The following is a 15,368-nucleotide window of genomic DNA, read 5'->3' on the forward strand; positions in this document are numbered from 1 at the left end:
GGCCGGGAGGGCGGGCCCGGCGAGGGCGGCGAGGCTGGTCAGGGCCGCGGCGAGGGCGGCCCGGCGCAGCCGGGGTCGGTGCAGGCGCACGGTGGTTCCTCCGGTCGGGGGTGTCCAAAGGGCCAGGGGAGGGCGTTCCTTGCAGGGGAGGGCGTTACTTGACCGAGCCGGCGGTCAGACCGGCGACGACCTTGCCCTCGATCAGGGCGAACAGCACGATCACCGGCACGATGGCGACGACCGAGCCGGCGAACAGGTAGTTCCACTGCACGGTGTAGTCGCCGATGAAGCTGTTGATCCCGGCGGTGAGCGGCTGGCTGCGCACCGCCGTCGAGAGGGTCAGGCCCATCACGAACTCGTTCCAGGCCGCGATGAAGGTGAAGATCAGCGCGGTCACCACACCGGGCATGGCCAGCGGCAGCACCACCCGGCGCAGCGCGCCGAACCGGCCGAGGCCGTCGATCATCGCGGCCTCCTCCAGCTCGACCGGGATGGAGCCGATGTAGGCGGTGAGGATCCAGACGGCGAAGGCCAGGTTGAAGGCGGCGTTGCAGAGGATCAGCGTCCAGACCGAGTTGAGCATGTCGAGCTGGTAGAACTCGCGGTACAGGCCGACCAGCAGCGAGGTCGGCTGGAACATCTGGGTGACCAGCACCAGCAGCAGGAACAGCCGGCGTCCCCGGTAGCGGACCCGGGCGGTGTGGTAGGCGGCGGGCAGCGCGACCAGCAGCGCCAGCAGGGTGGAGCCGCCGGCGACCAGCAGGGTGACCCGCAGGTTCGCGCCGAGGGTGGAGTCCCGCCAGACGTCGACGAAGTTGGACCAGGCGAAGTGGTGCGGTAGGTAGCCCGGGTCGCGCAGCTCGTCGGCCGGGCGCAGCGCGGTGACGGCCATCTCCAGGTAGGGGAGCAGGAAGACGGCGGCCAGCAGCCAGGCGGTGGCGGCGAGCAGCAGGGTGCGGGGCGTGAGGCGGCGGCTGGTCAACTCTCCTCCCGGTTCCAGCGGCTGACCTTGAGGAAGAGCAGCACCAGCAGCACCACCAGGGCGAAGTTGACCACCGACATGGACGCGGACTCGCCGATGTCGGTCGCCTTCAGCTGGTACATGAACACCGTGCTGGTGGCCGTGTCGCTGCTCGGGCCGCCCTGGGTCATGCCCCAGATGACGGGGAAGGAGTTGAAGACGTTGATCAGGTTGATCACCAGCCCGACCAGGAACGCCGGGCGCAGCAGCGGCAGGGTGATCCGCCGGTACGCCTGCCAGGCGCTCGCGCCGTCCACCTTGGCGGCCTCGGACACCTCGGCGGGCACGGTCTGCAGGCCGGCCAGCAGGGTGTAGGTGGTGAACGGCAGCGAGACGAAGACGGCGACGCCGACCATCCACGGCCAGGCGGTGGACGGGTCGCCGAGCCAGTCGCGCGGCCCGTCGATCAGGCCGAGGTTGGTCATCGCGGTGTTGAGCACGCCCGCCGTGCGGTCGAGCATCCAGCGGAAGCCGATGGCGGTCATCAGGACGGACGCCGCCCAGGGCGCGATCAGCGCCCAGCGGGCGAAGCGGCGGCCGGGGAAGCGCTGGTCGAACAGCTGGGCCAGGCCGAGCGAGAGCAGCATGGTCAGGCCGACGACGGCGACGGTCCACAGGACGGTGGCGAGCAGGACGTGGCCGAGGTCGGTCTCGCCGAACAGCTTGCGGTACTTGTCCAGCCCGGCGGAGCCGCGCACGAAGCCGCTGGTGCTGATGCGCAGGAACGAGGTGCGCACCATCTCGTAGACGGGCCACAGGACGACGAACAGGATCAGCAGGACGGCGGGCGCGATCCACGGCAGCGGGCCGAGCCGGCCCCGGCGGCGCGGCGTCCGCGCGGGCGGTGCGCCCCGGGTGGGGGAGGGGGAGTGCTGGGACAACGGGCGTGCCTCTCACAGGGGTTCGGTGCAGGAGCGGCGTGGTGGCGTCACCGGGGCGCTACTTGTCGGCGGCGGTGTCCTTGGCCTTCTTCTGCAGTGCGCCGAGCACCTTGGCCGGGTCGCCGGTGAGGGCGGTGCCGACGGTCTTCTTCAGCTCCGCCGAGACGGTGTCCCAACTGGTGTCGCCGAGCGGGTAGAAGGCGGCGTGCGGGAGCAGCGCGAAGAAGGGTTCGAGGTCCTTGTGCTTGCCGCTGCCGGTCATCTCGCGCAGGGTGTCCTGGGTGACGGGCATCAGGTTGTACGTCTCGTCGAACCGGAGCGTGTTGTCCTTCGCGTAGACGAAGTCGAGGAAGGTGCGGATCTGGTCGCGGTGGCCGTTCTTCTTGAAGGCCATCGTCCAGTCCGCCACGCCGAGCGTGGACTTGAGCGGGCCGGTCTTGCCGGGGATCGGCGCGACGCCGTAGTCGACCTTGCCGTCGCGGGCCATCTGGATCAGCGAGGGGTGGCCGTTGAGCATGCCGGCCTTGCCTGCGGCGAAGTCGGCGAACGCGGTCTTGCGGTCGGTGGTGGCCGGGTTGGCGTAGGTGAGGCCGGGGTCGACCAGATTGGCCTTGAGCCAGCTGAAGGTCTCGACGTTGGCCGGGCTGTCGATGGTGTACGCGCCGTCCTTGTCGGTGGGGCCGCCGCCGTTGCCGAGCTCCCACATCATGCTCTCGCCCTGGGCCTCCTCGGGGCCGAGCGGCAGGGCGTACGGGGTGGTGCCGGGGGCCTTGGCCTTGAGGAGTTCGGCGTCCTTGCGGACGTCCTCCCAGGTGGCGGGCGGCTGGGTGATGCCGGCCTGCTGGAACAGGGTCTTGTTGTAGAAGAGGGCGCGGGCGGAGGAGACGAACGGGATGCCGTACTGCACGCCCTTGACCTGACCGGCCTCGGCGAAGCTGTCGATGAAGTTGGCCCGGGTGCCGGTGGAGAGCACGTCCTCGGCCTTGTAGAGCAGGTCGTCGGCGACCTTGTCGGCGTAGCCGCCGGTCTGCAGCACGTCCGGCACGTTGCCGCTCTGGATCATGGTGCGGACCTGCTTGTCGATGTCGTTCCAGTTGACCACCTGGACGTCGACCCGGATGTTCGGGTTGGCGGCGGTGAAGGCGGTGGCCAGGTTGTTCCAGTAGGTCCGGGAGCTGTTGGACTCCTTGTCGCCGTAGTCGGCGGCCACCAGCTTGAGCGTCACCTTGCCGTCCGCGTCGGCGCCGCCGCCGTCGCTGCCGCTTCCGCAGGCCGTGAGGGCGAGGGCGCCGAGGGCGCAGGCCGTGGAGAGGGCGAGGAATCGTTTGTGCACCGCAGTTACCGCCTTCGTACGCCGTTGTGCTTCGATCGGGATCCGTCGTGATCCGAGATGCTTGAAGAGCGCTTGTTTTGAGCAGAATCGAAAAGTGCTGGCTGCGTCGGGCAGTATTCCCGAGGCGGGCCGTCCGGTCGAGGTGGTCACGGGAGACCGTTATCGGACCGTTGCATGACAATTTCGGCTGCAAAAAAACGCCCGGCCGGAGGGCGGCCCGGCCGGGCTCGACGAGGTGACGATACGTCAGGCGCGCCGGACGCGCAGGCCGTTGTCGGTGATCGCCTCCTCCTGGGCGGCGCTCAACTCGTCGTCCGTGACCAGCTCGTGGACGTCGGTGAGCGGGCAGATCCTGGCGAAGGTGACCCGGCCGACCTTGGTGCTGTCCGCCAGCACGACCGACCGCGCGCTGCTGCGCAGGAAGGCCCGGTCGGTCTGGGCCTCCATCTCGTCGTGCGTGGTGCAGCCCTCCTGGGTCAGGCCGTCCACGCCGATGAAGGCCAGGTCGAGGTGGTACTCGGCGAGCATCCGCTCGGCGGCCGGCCCGACCAGTTCGTAGCTGGTGGTGCGGGCGATGCCGCCCACGACCACCAGGCGCACCTCCGGGCGGACGATCAGGTCGGCCGCGATGTTGACGGCGTTGGTCACGATGGTGATCCCGCCGCGCTCGGCCAGCACCCGGGCCAGCTCGCTGGTGGTGGTGCCGCCGGTCAGGCCGACCACCGCGCCGTCCGGCACCAGCCGGTCGGCCGCCAGCGCGATCCGCCGCTTCTCCGCCTGGCGGGTGCCGTGTTTGTGACGCAGCGGCAGTTCGAGGTTCACGGCGCCGGTGACGGCCCCGCCGCGGGTGCGGTGCAGCAGGCCCTGGTCGTGCAGTTCCTGCAGGTCACGGCGGACGGTGGCCGGGGACACCTGGAGGAGGGCGGCGAGCTCGTGTACGTCGGCGCTGCCCGCCTCGGCGATGTGCGACAGAATCCGGGCGGTCCGGTCAGCTTTGAGCATGGCCGAAGTGTAGTGGGCGCGGTTTCCGGCCCCTTCGCGCAGAACCGCTCAGCGGCCGTCGTCCTCCGGCGGCAGCCAGCGGCTGGGGTCGGCCTTGCCGGGGGCCAGGCGGTGGACGACCTCGGCCAGTTCGACCGTGGCCTGCTCGATCCGCCGGTAGGTCTCGCGCTGCTCGGCGACGATCGCGGCCAGCAGCAGGCCGGTCAGCGCCGCGCACCCGTTGAGGGCCTGCAGCATCACCATGGCGGCGACCAGCCCGTGCCCGGCGAACGGACCGGCCCGGTTGGTGGCCGCCGTGATGGTGACCAGCGAGACCAGCAGGACGCAGGGCGCCGCCCCGAGCAGTTGGAAGCGCAGCGCCGCCCAGATCAGGAACGGGAAGACCAGGAAGAGCAGGCTCAGCGTGGTCGAGGTGGCGATCACGGTGGCGCCGGCGGTGCTGGCCAGCAACAGGACGGGCTCCACCCAGTCGGACGGGCGGCGATCGGCGGGGAGCCGGGCCGTGCGCAGCGCCAGCGCCAGCGGGGTCACCACCAGCACCCCCATCGCGTCGCCCGTCCACCAGGCCGACCAGGTGGACCAGAATCCGCCGGCCGGCAGGTCGCCGTTCAGGACCAGGACGGCGGTGCCGATGGTGGAGCTGATCAGCATTCCGGCGAACGCCCCCAGGAAGACCAGCGCCATCCCGTCCCGGAGCCGGTCCAGCTCGATCCGGAACCGGGCCCGGCGCAGCATCAGGCACGCGGCGACAGGGGCCAGCGTGTTCCCGGCCACGACGCCGAGCGAGCCCCAGGTCGGCGGCCCGGAGGAGGCGATCACCAGGAAGGCGCCGAGCGCCACGGCCGGCCAGGTGCGGAGCCCGAACAGCAGCAGGCAGGTGAGCGCGATCCCGGTCGGCGGCCAGAGCGGGGTGACCCTGGCCCCGCCGATCACCACCTGCTCCAGCAGTCCGATCCGCCCGGCCGCGAGGTAGACCGCGGTGACCGCGAGCAGGCGCAGGGCGGCCGGGGCCCGACGGCGGAGGGCGCGGGGGCTGGGCGTGGAGGTCGGCGGCACAGCAGCCATCTGACTACGGAGGGGCGGCGCGGTGCGGGCGTGACACGCGCGGGCCGGCGCGAGGGTTCCCGGCGGGGGTTCTCAGTCGTCGTGGCGCAGCACCAGCACCGCGGCGTCGTCGGTGTGCCCGGTCAGGTCGGCGACCTCCAGCAGTTCGGCGGCCAGCACGTCCGGCTCGTCCGCGACCCGCTCCCGCAGGACGGCCGCCACCCGGTCCAGCCCGGCCTCGATCGGGAACTGCGGCCCCTCGACCACCCCGTCCGTGACGAGCGCGACGACCCCCGTCCCGGTCAGCGGGTGGTGGCTCACCGGGTACGTCTGGCCGGGCAGCACGCCGAGCGGCGGGCCGCCGTCGTCGTCGGCGCACTGCCCCCAGCGGCCGTCGGCGTCCGCCCAGACCGGCGGGACGTGCCCGGCCCGGGCGTGCGACAGGTCCCCGGTGGCCGGGTCGTAGCGCAGGAAGCTGCAGGTGGCGAAGCGGCGGCTGTCCATCGAGATCAGCAGGTCGTTGGCCCGGCTCAGCACCTCGCCGGGGTCGGCGGCCGTGCTCGCGACGGCGCGCAGGCCGACCCGCACCTGGCCCATGATCGCCGCCGCCTCGACGTCGTGGCCCTGGACGTCGCCGAGCGAGAACGCCACCGAGCCGTCCGGCAGCCGGAAGCCGTCGTACCAGTCCCCGCCGACGCTCAGGCCGTGCCGGGCCGGCGCGTACCGGGCCGCCGCCCGCAGGCCGGGCTGCTGCGGCAGGGCGGCCGGCAGCAGCTCGCGCTGCAGCGCCTCGGCCAGCTCGACGCGGGCCCGCTGCAGCTCGGCCTGCTCCAGCGCGGACGCGGTGAGCCGGCCGAGCTCGGTCAGCAGGTCGTCCGCGCTGGGGCGGTCGGCGGGGCGGCGTCGGATCATCGGCCCTCCGGCGGGGTGCGGGGCGGGGTGATCAGACCAGCCTATGTCGGCCGAACGGGCGACGGCCGCTCGACGGCCCCCACGGCCCTCCCGCGTCGGCGCGTCGCGCGGGGCGGGCGCTCCCCGCGCGGCGAGGTCCGGTGCCGTCCTCGGGCCCGGGGTGCTCGCGGTCCGGGCGTTTTGGCGGTTCCCGATGGCGGCCTCGGCGCTGCCCTCCCGAGCGAGGACCCGTGCGGCGGCCCGTTCGCTTCCCGGTCACGCCCTCACCCGGCGGCGGTCAGCACCCGCAACTCCGGCGGGCCGTCCAGCAGTTCAGCCGTCCGCTCCAGCGAGCGGGCCAGGTGCGGGCTGGCCAGATGCGCCTCGAACGCCTCCCGCGTCTCCCACTCCTCCACCACCACCCAGGCCCGTGGGTCGTCCGGGTCCACGTAGTTCCGGTACGACAGACATCCCGGCTCGGCCAGACTGGCCGCGACCATCGACCGGGCCTGCTCCCGCATCTCCGCCTCCCGCCCCGCCCTGGCCCGCAACACCGCCACCGCCGTGATCCGCTGAGACACCGTCACTCCCTCTGGTCCGCGCTCCCGCTGTCCCCGGTCCGAACAGCCCGGACCGGCGGGATCTTCCCCGCCCCGGCGACGAAGGCGCACGGGCGTGCCGCCGTACGGCAGGTCGGGCCCCGGGTGCTTGCCATGTACCGCCGTGACCTATAGGCACGATCCCGAAACCGTGCGTGACACCTGGAGGTCTCGGCCATGAGCGTGACGAATCGGTACAGGGATGCCTGGGAGGGCTTCTGGCGGGATGCCCCCGAGGAGCCCGGCTCGGTGATCTGGGACGCGGAGCCGGCGCTCACGGCGGAACGCCATCTCGCACTGTTCCGGCCGCACCTGGCGGACGACCGGCTTCCGCTCGTCGACCTCGGCTGCGGGAACGGCACCCAGACCCGCTTCCTCGCCGACCGCTTCCCGCACGTCCTCGGGGTCGACCTGTCGGCCGCGGCCGTCGACCTGGCCCGGCGCGGGGACGGGGCGCGACGGGCCGGGTTCGCCCAGCTGGACGCCACCGACCCCGCGGCCGTCCGGGAGCTGCACGAGCGCCTGGGCGACGCCAACGTGTACGTGCGCGGCGTGATCCACCAGAGCGAGCCGGCCGACCGCGGCCCCGTCGCGGAGGCCGTCGCCGTGCTGCTCGGCGGGCGCGGCCGGGGCTTCGTCGTCGAGTTGGCGGAGGCGGCCAAGGGCGTGCTGGCGCGGCTCGCGCAGAACCCCGCCGGGCCGCCCCCGAAGCTGCGCCCGGTCCTCAGCCACGGCCTCGCCCCGGCCGAGGTCGCCGACGAGGCCTTCACCGACATCCTCCGCGCGGCCGGCCTCGGCGTTCTCGCCTCGGGCGACATGCCCCTGCTCACCACGGAGTTCACCCCGGACGGCGCCCGGATCGAACTGCCGGCCCACTGGGTGGTGGTGGGCGCGGACGGCCGGCGGCCGGGCCTGAGCTGAACCGCTGGCCGCGGTCGAGGAGGTCACGAACCCCCGGTGAACGCGGCGGCGTGGTCGGCGGCCCACTGGCGGAACGTGCGCGGTGCCGTCCCGAGGATGTCGGCCACCGTGGTGGTGACGTACGCGGGCCGCCCGACCGCCGCGCTCCACGCGGCGAGCAGCATGTCGGCGACCGGAGCGGGCGCCGCGCCCTCCAGCCGGCTCCGGAACTCGTCCGGCGTCATCTCCTCGAACGCGATCCGGTGCCCCAGGGCGTCGCCTATGGCAGCCACCTGGGCGGCCTGGGTCAGCGATTCGGGCCCGGTGAGGACGTAGTCGCCCCCGACGTGCCCGTCCTGGTGGAGCGTCCGGGCCGCGACGGCCGCGATGTCGCGGTCGTCGACGGGTGCCGTCTCGGCGGCGCCGTACGGCCACCGGACGGCCGCGCCGGCCCGGATCTCGGGCACCCACCAGGCCAGCGCGTTCGACGCGAACATCCCCGGCCGGATGATCGTCGACTCCAGGCCGGTGGCCGCGATGAGCCGCTCGATGTCCGCGTGCAGCGCGGCCGCGGGATTGGGCTGCTGGAAGAACGGGTGCGGCGTCCGGTGCGGGGACGACAGGAAGACGACCCGCCGGACATGGGCGGCCAGCCGCTCGACGACCGCCGCGGCGGTCCGGGGCGGGGCGGTCCAGACGAGGAGGACCGCGCCCGCGCCGGCCAGCGCGGGATCGAGCGACTCGGGCACGGTGAGGTCGCCGGTGAAGACCTCGACCTCCGCCGGCAGCGCGGCCGCCGCCTCGGGGCGGCGGGTGAGGGCGCGGACCGGCACGCCCGCGTCGAGGAGGCGGTCGATGGTGAGGCGGCCGATCCGGCCGGTCGCGCCGGTGACGAGTACGGGGGGAACGTCCATCAAGGGGCTCATGCTGTCGCTCATGCCGTCCATGAAACCGTTACTCGGTTAAAAAGGCAACCTGGTCAAGAAATGGACGAGGTCGGGCGGGGCGGTCACTCGGTGAGCCGATTCGCGTCGTCTCTGCCAGGCTGAGACCGGGACCAGGTTGAAGGCGCGGTGTCGTCGTGCGGCACCGCCGTTCCCGAGGAGGCCGCGAGGATGGCTGCGCGGAAACCGGCTCCGGACGACCGCCGGGCCCATGCGGCGGCGCTGCGGGCGGAACAGGCCCGCCGGGATCGGCGCCGGCGCCTGCTGGTGCGCGGGACGATCGGCCTGGTGCTCCTCGCGGTGGTCGGCGGGGTCGCCACCGCGATCGCCACGGACCAGAACTCACCCCGCTCCGCGCCGGGGATTCCGGCGCACCCGCGGACCACGGCCGAGGGCCGCACCACCCCGCCGCCCTGGCCGGCGCCGGGCGATCCGGCGGCCGCCGTGGCCGCCGCCGGGCTCCCGATGCTCGGCGCGGAGGGCACCGAACTGCACATCCACGCCCACCTGGACGTCCTGGTCGACGGCAAACCGGTCGAGGTGCCCGCCCTGGTCGGCATCGACGAGGCCGCCCGGCGGATCAGCCCGCTGCACACCCACGACGGCAGCGGGGTCATCCACGTCGAATCCCCGGCGAAGGCGGACTTCAGCCTCGGGCAGTTCCTCACCGAGTGGCAGGTCTCCGCCTCCGCGGACCACCTGGGCGGCCTGAAGACCGACGCGACCCACACCCTGCGGGCCTACGTCAACGGCCGTCCGGTCGACGGCGACCCGGCCGCCATCCCGCTGAACGCGCACGACGAGATCGCCCTGGTCTACGGCACGGCCGCGGAGAACGCCGCCGTCCAGGTCCCGAGCAGCTACGCCTGGCCCGCGGACCTCTAGGTGTGTTGACCCGCAGGGTTGTTGACTCGCGTCGCTGCTGTAGCGGTGGTGGAGACTTGCGCCGTTGCGCGTCACCCTCGGGCCGTTCAGGCGGCCCGAGGGTGACGTGGGTTCAGTTCACGTGCTTGTCGAACCACTCGACCAGCTGCTCGGGGTGCTCGGAGAAGTAGTTGTAGCCGTCCCAGCGCCGGGTGCTGCCCTCGATCCAGAACAGCTTCTTGTCGTCTACGGGGACGGCGTCGAAGATCGCCTGCACGTCGGAGGGCTTGGTCAGCGCGTCGTCGTGCACCTGGGTGATGAAGGTGGGCACCTGGCAGTTCCTGGCGTACTCGATCGGCGACACCTCGTCGATGGTGAAGCTGAGGTTCAGTTCCACCTCCCGGTCGACGGCCTCGAACTGGTCCGCGATCCCCATCGCTTCCAGGTTGCGCTCGACCATCGCGCGCATCTGGAAACCGTGGACAATGTCCGGGACGCCGACGCCGGCCCGCCGCCGCGGTGCGGCCGAACCTGCGGCACTTCCTGGATTCCATGGCCTGCCCGGCGTTCATCCTGAACGGCCGTGGTGACGTCCTGGCCGCCAACAGCCTGGGCCGCGCGCCGTACGCCCCCATGATCGAAGCCGCCGGGGGTGTCACCCCCAACCACGGCCGGGCGGGAACGATCCACTTCATGGTGTTCACAGCCCCGCCGGTCACCCCTGGCCGGCAACGCTCGTGGTCAAGACATCTAGGCCTGGATCGCGCCGAGCTTCCGCAGGAAGCCGTCCAGCTCGGAACGGGAGTGGAACGAGACGTTCAGCCGGGTCGGCCGCGCTCTGCCCGGGAGGTTGAGGAACAGCGCGTTCCAGCTGCGGCCGAGCTTGACGCGGCTGATCAGGCGACCGGCGTCCGCGAGCGGGACGACGTGCACCAGCTCCTGCGGGTGAGGGTTCAGGCGGGGGCCGCGGTGGATAAAGACCGAGCGGTCCGTGACGCTGATGAAGTAGGACTTGACCAGGAACAAGCCGAGCAGCCCGCCGAACAGGGCGCCCAGGAGGTACTGGCTCGGCCCGCTGATCGCCAGGAGGACGAGGCGGGGCCGCTCGGTCCGATCCAGCCGCAGTACGGCCCGTCTGGCCTGCGACTGCAGGTCGAGCTTCTGATCGGCCATGAGGTGCTCCCGTTGTCGATGGAACCGTGTCCCACCTGGACACGGGAGCAGACGATAACGATCAACTCGACGGGTACGGCCAGCGGGGGGGGATTGCTCGGGCGGTGGTGCCGCGTCACCACCGTTCGATCAGGGGCGCGTCCGGCTCGTGGCGCCGCCAGGCCTCGCCGAGGCGGCCGAGCCGGGCGGCGGCGCCCATGCCGCGCACGGTCGCGACCCGGCCGTCGGCGAGGTCGAAGGCCACCGTGCCGACGACCTGGTCGCCGAGCACGAAGACGACCGCGGGGGCGCCGTTGACGAGCGCGTAGTGCACGGCGGGCGAGCCGCCGAGCAGGCGGTGCTTCGCGGCGGTGGGCTTGAAGCCGGCCCGCACGATGGTGGCGATGCGCTGCGGGGTGTCGTAGCGCAGCAGCGTCTTCGCCAGGCCGGCGCCGTCCGAGATCGCGGTCGCGTCGTCGGTCAGCAGCGCCACCAGCCGGTCGGTGCGGCCCGAGGAGGCCGCGGCGAGGAACTCCTCGACGATCCGGCGGGCCGAGGCCGGGTCGACCTCGCCGCCGCGGGGGCGCGCGGCGGCGATGCGGACCCGGGCCCGGTGGAGGTGCTGCTGGCTCGCGGACTCGGAGATGTCGAGGAGTTCGGCGATCTCGGCGTGGCCGTAGGAGAACGCCTCCCGGAGGACGTAGACGGCCCGTTCGAGGGGCGCCAGTCGCTCCATCAGCGTCAGCACCGCCAGGGAGACCGACTCGCGCTGCTCGACGGTGTCGGCCGGGCCGAGCATCGGATCGCCGGCGAGCAGCGGCTCGGGTAGCCAGGCACCGACGGTGCGTTCCCGGCGAGCCTGGGCGGATCGGAGCCGGTCCAGGCACAGGTTGGTGACCACCTTCGTCAGCCAGGCCTCCGGCACCTCGATCCGCCGCCGGTCGGCGGCCTGCCAGCGCAGGAACGCGTCCTGTACGGCGTCCTCGGCGTCGGTGGCGGAGCCCAGCAGGCGGTAGGCCAGCGCGGCCAGCCGGTTCCGCCCGGCCTCGAAGCGGTCGGTGTCGAAGCGGTCGGCGTCGAAGCCGTCGATCGCGGTGCTGTCCACGCGGATCACCCTAGGGCTCCCTGCTACGCGGCCGTCTGCTGGGCGGTCAGCTGCTGCCCGGTCAGCTGCTGGGTGGGCGTGTCCGGCGCCTCGGCCAGGCGGTGGCGGCGCGTGGGCAGGCCGAAGGTGGGGTGCGCGACGGCCCACAGCGAGGCTGCGAGGATGCCGGCCTTGACCCGCGCCGCCGTCCGGCCGCCCAGGTAGGAGGGCTTCGCCAGCGCCTCGCGGTCGACCATCTGCAGGATGCCGTCCCGCGTGCCCAGGCTGATGTGGTTGCCGATGTAACTCAGCTTGGTGTGCCGGATCGGGCGGCCGGTCAGCCGGCCCACGATCGCGTCCGCGGCCTGTCGGGAGGTGAAGCCGGCCGTGGCGCAGGACATCGGCAGCGGCAGGCCGTTGTCGCCGATGGCGAAGGCGGCGTCGCCGGCGCTGTAGACGTTCGGGTGCGAGACCGATCGCATGGTGCGGTCGACGACGATCCGGCCGTCCCCGGTGACCTCCAGCCCGCTCGCGGCGGCGATCGGGCCGACCGCGAAGCCGGCCGTCCACACCGTCGCGTCGGAGGCGAGGACACTGCCGTCGGCGCACCGGACCCGGCCCGCCTCGACGGCTTCGACGCCGGTGTGCTCCAGGACGGTGACGCCCAGCCGGTCGCAGGCCCGGCGCAGGTGGCCGCGGGCCCCGGGGGAGAGCGGGGCGCCCAGCTCGCTACGGGCGATCAGCGTCACCGACAGGCCGGGCCGGCTCTCGGCGATGTCGGTGGCGGTCTCGATGCCGGTCAGCCCGTCGCCGACGACCAGCACCCGCCCGCCGCCCTGCCGGACCAGGCCGTCCAGGCGGTCGCGCAGGCGCAGCGCCGAGGGCCGGCTCGCCACCTCGAAGGCGTGCTCGGCCACGCCGGGCACGCCGTGGTCGGCCGCCCGGCTGCCGAGGGTGTGGACCAGCGTGTCGTAGTCGAGTTCGCCGCCGCCGTTCGCGTCGGCCAGCGCGACGAGCCGCCCCTCGGGGTCGACGGCGGTGACCCGGCCCAGGCGCAGCCGGACGCCGGTGCCGGCGAAGACGTCGGCGAGCTTGCGGGACTCGATCCGGTGGCCGGCCGCGAGCTGGTGCAGGCGCATCCGCTCGACGAAGTCCGGCTCGGCGTTGACCACGGTGATCTCGGTGTCCGCGGGGGACAGGCGACGGGCCAGGGTCCCGGCCACGTTGGCTCCGGCGTAGCCGGCGCCGAGGACGACGATGCGGTGCTTCATGGGTCGCTCCTGTCGGTTCGCTCGCTCTGCGCGTGCTGAGCGCGTGCTCTGTGCTCGCTCTGCGCTTGCTCTGCGCTTGCTCTGCGCTTGCTTTCGGTGCTTGAGCGGGGCAGCGGGCCGATTGCTGACAGGAACGGGATGTGAGGTGGGCCACAGGGTGGCGAGGGTGGTCAGGGGCGGGCGCGGCCGCGGCGGGTGCGGTGCAGGACGGCGCCCGCGGTGGCGCAGGCGGCGCCGACGATCAGCAGGGCGGCGTCGAAGAACAGGGTGAGCGCGAGGTCGAAGCGGCCGGCGGCGGCCGCGCCGGCGAACTCCGGGTCGACCAGGCCGTCCGGGTCCTCGGTGACGTCGACCCGTTCGCCGACGGTGTCGGCCGCGCCGCACTGGACGGGCCGCGAGCGGTCCGGGACGTCGGTGAAACGGACGGTGCAGGAGTAGGTGGTGGTCTTGCCGTGGCTGACCCGGACGGCGGTGACCTCGCCGGGGTGGGTGACGCCGCGCATGCTCAGGTCGGTGGCCTGAGCGGTGTTCAGGGCCAGCAGCGGGACGGCGATCAGCGGGCCGAGCAGCAGGCTCAGCCCCACCCGGCGCAGCAGCCGGGACGGGCACAGGCTCCACACCGCCCAGAGCAGCCCGACCAGGCCGGCGAGCACCAGGGCCAGCGCGGGCGCGAGCATCCACAGGCCGAAGGCGCCGATCGCCCCGCCGAGCGGCAGCAGGACGGCCGCGGCGGGGATCCACAGTGCGGCGAGCAGCGGTCGGCGCGGCCACGGGAGGTCGTCGGTGCGCCGCCGGGCGGGCGGGGTGCTCGGGTCCATGGCGGCAGATCCTGCCAGGCCATCCGGTGCGCGGGGACGGCGGGGGGCCGGAGGGGGCGTCAGCGGGCGGCGACCGGGGGCAGGCGCTCCAGGATGCGTTCCATTCCGCTGGTCCAGTTGGCCTCCAGCGCGGCGACCGCCCGCTCCACGTCACCGTCCAGCAGGCACTGGGCGATCCGCTCGTGCTCGGCGGCGGCGCGCTCCAGGATCTCGTGGTCGCCGACCACCACCCGCTCGTAGCGGTGCAGGGTGAGCTTCAGCGACTCGATCATGTCGCGCAGCCGGGAGTTGGCGCAGCCGGACAGCAGCAGCGCGTGCCAGGCGTCGTCGTAGCGCTCGATCGTGCCGTGCGGGGCCTGCGGCGCGGAGAAGGCGCGCGCCTCCGCCAGCAGCCGGGGCGCGATCGCGGACAGGTGGGCCGGGTCGGAGGTGCGCAGCGCCAGCGACTCCAGGGCGATCACGATCGCCGTCAGGTCGCGGAACTCCTGCTTGCCGGTGGGCGCGAAGCGGAAGCCCTTGCCGCGCTCGCTGGTGATGATGCCCTCGCGCTCCAGACTGATCAGCGCCTCGCGCAGGGGCGTACGGCTGACGCCCAGCTCCTCGGCGAGCTGGACCTCGTTGATCGACTCGCCGGGGGTGAACCGGCCGCGGCCGAGCTGCTCCAGGAGTTCGTCCTTCACCTGCTCGCGCAGCGGACGCCGCTCGATCGCCATCGGGCTTCTTTCCTTCCGTTCTTGGTCCACAGCGTAGCGGGCGGGCGCCCGGCGATGGGGCCGGGCGCCCGTGCGGCGCTGGTCAGGCGGTGCCGGCACCGTCGACGGGGATGATCGCGCCGCTGACGAACGCCGCGGCGTCACTGGCCAGGAAGGCGACGGTCCGGGCGATGTCCCGCGGCCGGCCGATCCGGCCCAGCGGGCGGTCGGCGGCGTCGGCGTAGAACGCGTCCGGGCTCTCGCCGAGTTGGCGGGCCTCCTCGGCGAGCATGCCGGTGTCGGTGTCGCCGGGGCAGACGCAGTTGACCCGGATGTTCTGCGGGCCGTGGTCGATCGCCATCGCCCTGGTCATGTTGACCACGGCGCCCTTGGAGGCGCAGTACGAGACGGCCCGGCCGCCGCCCTTGATGCCCCAGCCGGAGCCGGTGTTGACGATGCTGCCGCCGCCGTTCGCGGCCATCAGCGGGACCACCAGTGAGCTCAGCAGCATGATCGAGCGGACGTTCACGGCCATCACCAGGTCCCAGTCCTCGTCGGTGATCTCGGTGACGGTGGACCGGCGGATGATCCCGGCGTTGTTGAACAGCACGTCCACGCCGCCGAGTTCGGCCACGGCGGCGCCGACCGCCCGTTCGCAGTCGGCGCGCCGGGAGACGTCGCAGCGCACGAACAGGCCGCCGATCTCCTTGGCGGCGCGCTCGCCGCGCTCGGCGTCGAGGTCGGCGAGCACGACGGCCGCGCCGAGTTCGGCCAGTAGGGCGGCGGTGGCCCGGCCGATGCCGGAGGCCGCGCCGGTGACGAGGGCGCGCTTGCCGGAGAGGTCGATCATCTGGGCTCCTTCGCTGGGGAGT

General features: G+C 73.2%; 17 protein-coding genes and 1 pseudogene. 3 read left to right on the forward strand and 15 right to left on the reverse strand.

Annotated features, from left to right (window positions below; genetic code table 11):
• Nucleotides 1-154: 154 nt before the first annotated feature.
• From VM95_RS22890 to VM95_RS22920, 7 genes are all read right to left on the reverse strand, one after another.
• Entirely contained in the window at nt 155-982 is an 828-nt protein-coding gene (locus tag VM95_RS22890; RefSeq protein ID WP_244178900.1) for a carbohydrate ABC transporter permease, read from the reverse strand.
• Complete coding sequence (locus VM95_RS22895; protein ID WP_045699929.1) at nt 979-1,902, reverse strand: carbohydrate ABC transporter permease; 924 nt, start codon at nt 1,900-1,902, stop codon at nt 979-981. The genes VM95_RS22890 and VM95_RS22895 overlap by 4 nt, the downstream gene beginning before the upstream one ends.
• A 58-nt stretch (nt 1,903-1,960) precedes the next feature.
• A complete protein-coding gene (locus tag VM95_RS22900) occupies nt 1,961-3,235 on the reverse strand; it encodes an extracellular solute-binding protein (protein ID WP_045699930.1) in 1,275 nt (424 codons plus the stop codon).
• Between the two features lie 246 nt (nt 3,236-3,481).
• Nucleotides 3,482-4,237, reverse strand: a complete 756-nt coding sequence (locus VM95_RS22905) for a DeoR/GlpR family DNA-binding transcription regulator (RefSeq protein WP_045699931.1) — start codon at nt 4,235-4,237, stop codon at nt 3,482-3,484.
• Between the two features lie 48 nt (nt 4,238-4,285).
• Nucleotides 4,286-5,302, reverse strand: coding sequence for an MASE1 domain-containing protein (locus VM95_RS22910; protein ID WP_045699932.1), 1,017 nt, complete (start codon nt 5,300-5,302; stop codon nt 4,286-4,288).
• 72 nt (nt 5,303-5,374) lie between these two features.
• On the reverse strand, nt 5,375-6,193 hold the full coding sequence (locus VM95_RS22915) for a PP2C family protein-serine/threonine phosphatase (protein ID WP_045699933.1): 819 nt from the start codon (nt 6,191-6,193) through the stop codon (nt 5,375-5,377).
• A 263-nt stretch (nt 6,194-6,456) separates the two neighbouring features.
• Nucleotides 6,457-6,753, reverse strand: coding sequence for a putative quinol monooxygenase (locus tag VM95_RS22920; RefSeq protein ID WP_244178901.1), 297 nt, complete (start codon nt 6,751-6,753; stop codon nt 6,457-6,459).
• 195 nt (nt 6,754-6,948) lie between these two features.
• On the opposite strand from VM95_RS22920, the gene VM95_RS22925 reads away from it, so the two are divergent.
• The gene (locus VM95_RS22925; protein ID WP_045699934.1) at nt 6,949-7,692 is read left to right on the forward strand and encodes a class I SAM-dependent methyltransferase; all 744 of its coding nucleotides are present in this window, start codon (nt 6,949-6,951) and stop codon (nt 7,690-7,692) included.
• Nucleotides 7,693-7,715: 23 nt separating this feature from the next.
• Here the strand turns inward: VM95_RS22925 and VM95_RS22930 are convergent, their stop codons facing one another.
• A complete protein-coding gene (locus VM95_RS22930) occupies nt 7,716-8,609 on the reverse strand; it encodes an NAD(P)H-binding protein (RefSeq protein ID WP_244178902.1) in 894 nt (297 codons plus the stop codon).
• Between the two features lie 177 nt (nt 8,610-8,786).
• Here VM95_RS22930 and VM95_RS22935 point away from each other — a divergent pair, with 177 nt between their 5' ends.
• Nucleotides 8,787-9,500: a hypothetical protein gene (locus tag VM95_RS22935; RefSeq protein ID WP_208615515.1), complete on the forward strand. Its 714-nt coding sequence runs from the start codon at nt 8,787-8,789 to the stop codon at nt 9,498-9,500.
• 112 nt (nt 9,501-9,612) lie between these two features.
• Here VM95_RS22935 and VM95_RS22940 read toward each other — a convergent pair whose 3' ends face one another.
• Entirely contained in the window at nt 9,613-9,948 is a 336-nt protein-coding gene (locus VM95_RS22940; RefSeq protein ID WP_045699936.1) for a hypothetical protein, read from the reverse strand.
• 50 nt (nt 9,949-9,998) lie between these two features.
• Here VM95_RS22940 and VM95_RS45285 point away from each other — a divergent pair.
• Nucleotides 9,999-10,133 (forward strand): annotated as a pseudogene (locus VM95_RS45285) (MmyB family transcriptional regulator); the annotation flags it as partial.
• 96 nt (nt 10,134-10,229) lie between these two features.
• Here VM95_RS45285 and VM95_RS22945 read toward each other — a convergent pair.
• From VM95_RS22945 to VM95_RS22970, 6 genes are all read right to left on the reverse strand, one after another.
• Nucleotides 10,230-10,652 carry a hypothetical protein gene (locus tag VM95_RS22945; protein WP_045699937.1) on the reverse strand — a complete coding sequence of 141 codons (423 nt, stop codon included), beginning with the start codon at nt 10,650-10,652 and terminating at the stop codon, nt 10,230-10,232.
• Between the two features lie 115 nt (nt 10,653-10,767).
• A complete protein-coding gene (locus VM95_RS22950; RefSeq protein ID WP_107073057.1) occupies nt 10,768-11,745 on the reverse strand; it encodes a sigma-70 family RNA polymerase sigma factor in 978 nt (325 codons plus the stop codon).
• Between the two features lie 14 nt (nt 11,746-11,759).
• Entirely contained in the window at nt 11,760-12,986 is a 1,227-nt protein-coding gene (locus VM95_RS22955) for an NAD(P)/FAD-dependent oxidoreductase (protein WP_045699938.1), read from the reverse strand.
• Between the two features lie 170 nt (nt 12,987-13,156).
• A complete protein-coding gene (locus tag VM95_RS22960; RefSeq protein WP_045699939.1) occupies nt 13,157-13,804 on the reverse strand; it encodes a hypothetical protein in 648 nt (215 codons plus the stop codon).
• A 59-nt stretch (nt 13,805-13,863) separates the two neighbouring features.
• The gene (locus tag VM95_RS22965; protein WP_052707510.1) at nt 13,864-14,517 is read right to left on the reverse strand and encodes a GntR family transcriptional regulator; all 654 of its coding nucleotides are present in this window, start codon (nt 14,515-14,517) and stop codon (nt 13,864-13,866) included.
• Between the two features lie 82 nt (nt 14,518-14,599).
• Complete coding sequence (locus VM95_RS22970; protein WP_045699940.1) at nt 14,600-15,346, reverse strand: SDR family NAD(P)-dependent oxidoreductase; 747 nt, start codon at nt 15,344-15,346, stop codon at nt 14,600-14,602.
• Between the last annotated feature and the right edge of the window lie 22 nt (nt 15,347-15,368).

Source organism: Streptomyces rubellomurinus (assembly GCF_000961885.1).
Taxonomy (GTDB): domain Bacteria; phylum Actinomycetota; class Actinomycetes; order Streptomycetales; family Streptomycetaceae; genus Kitasatospora; species Kitasatospora rubellomurina.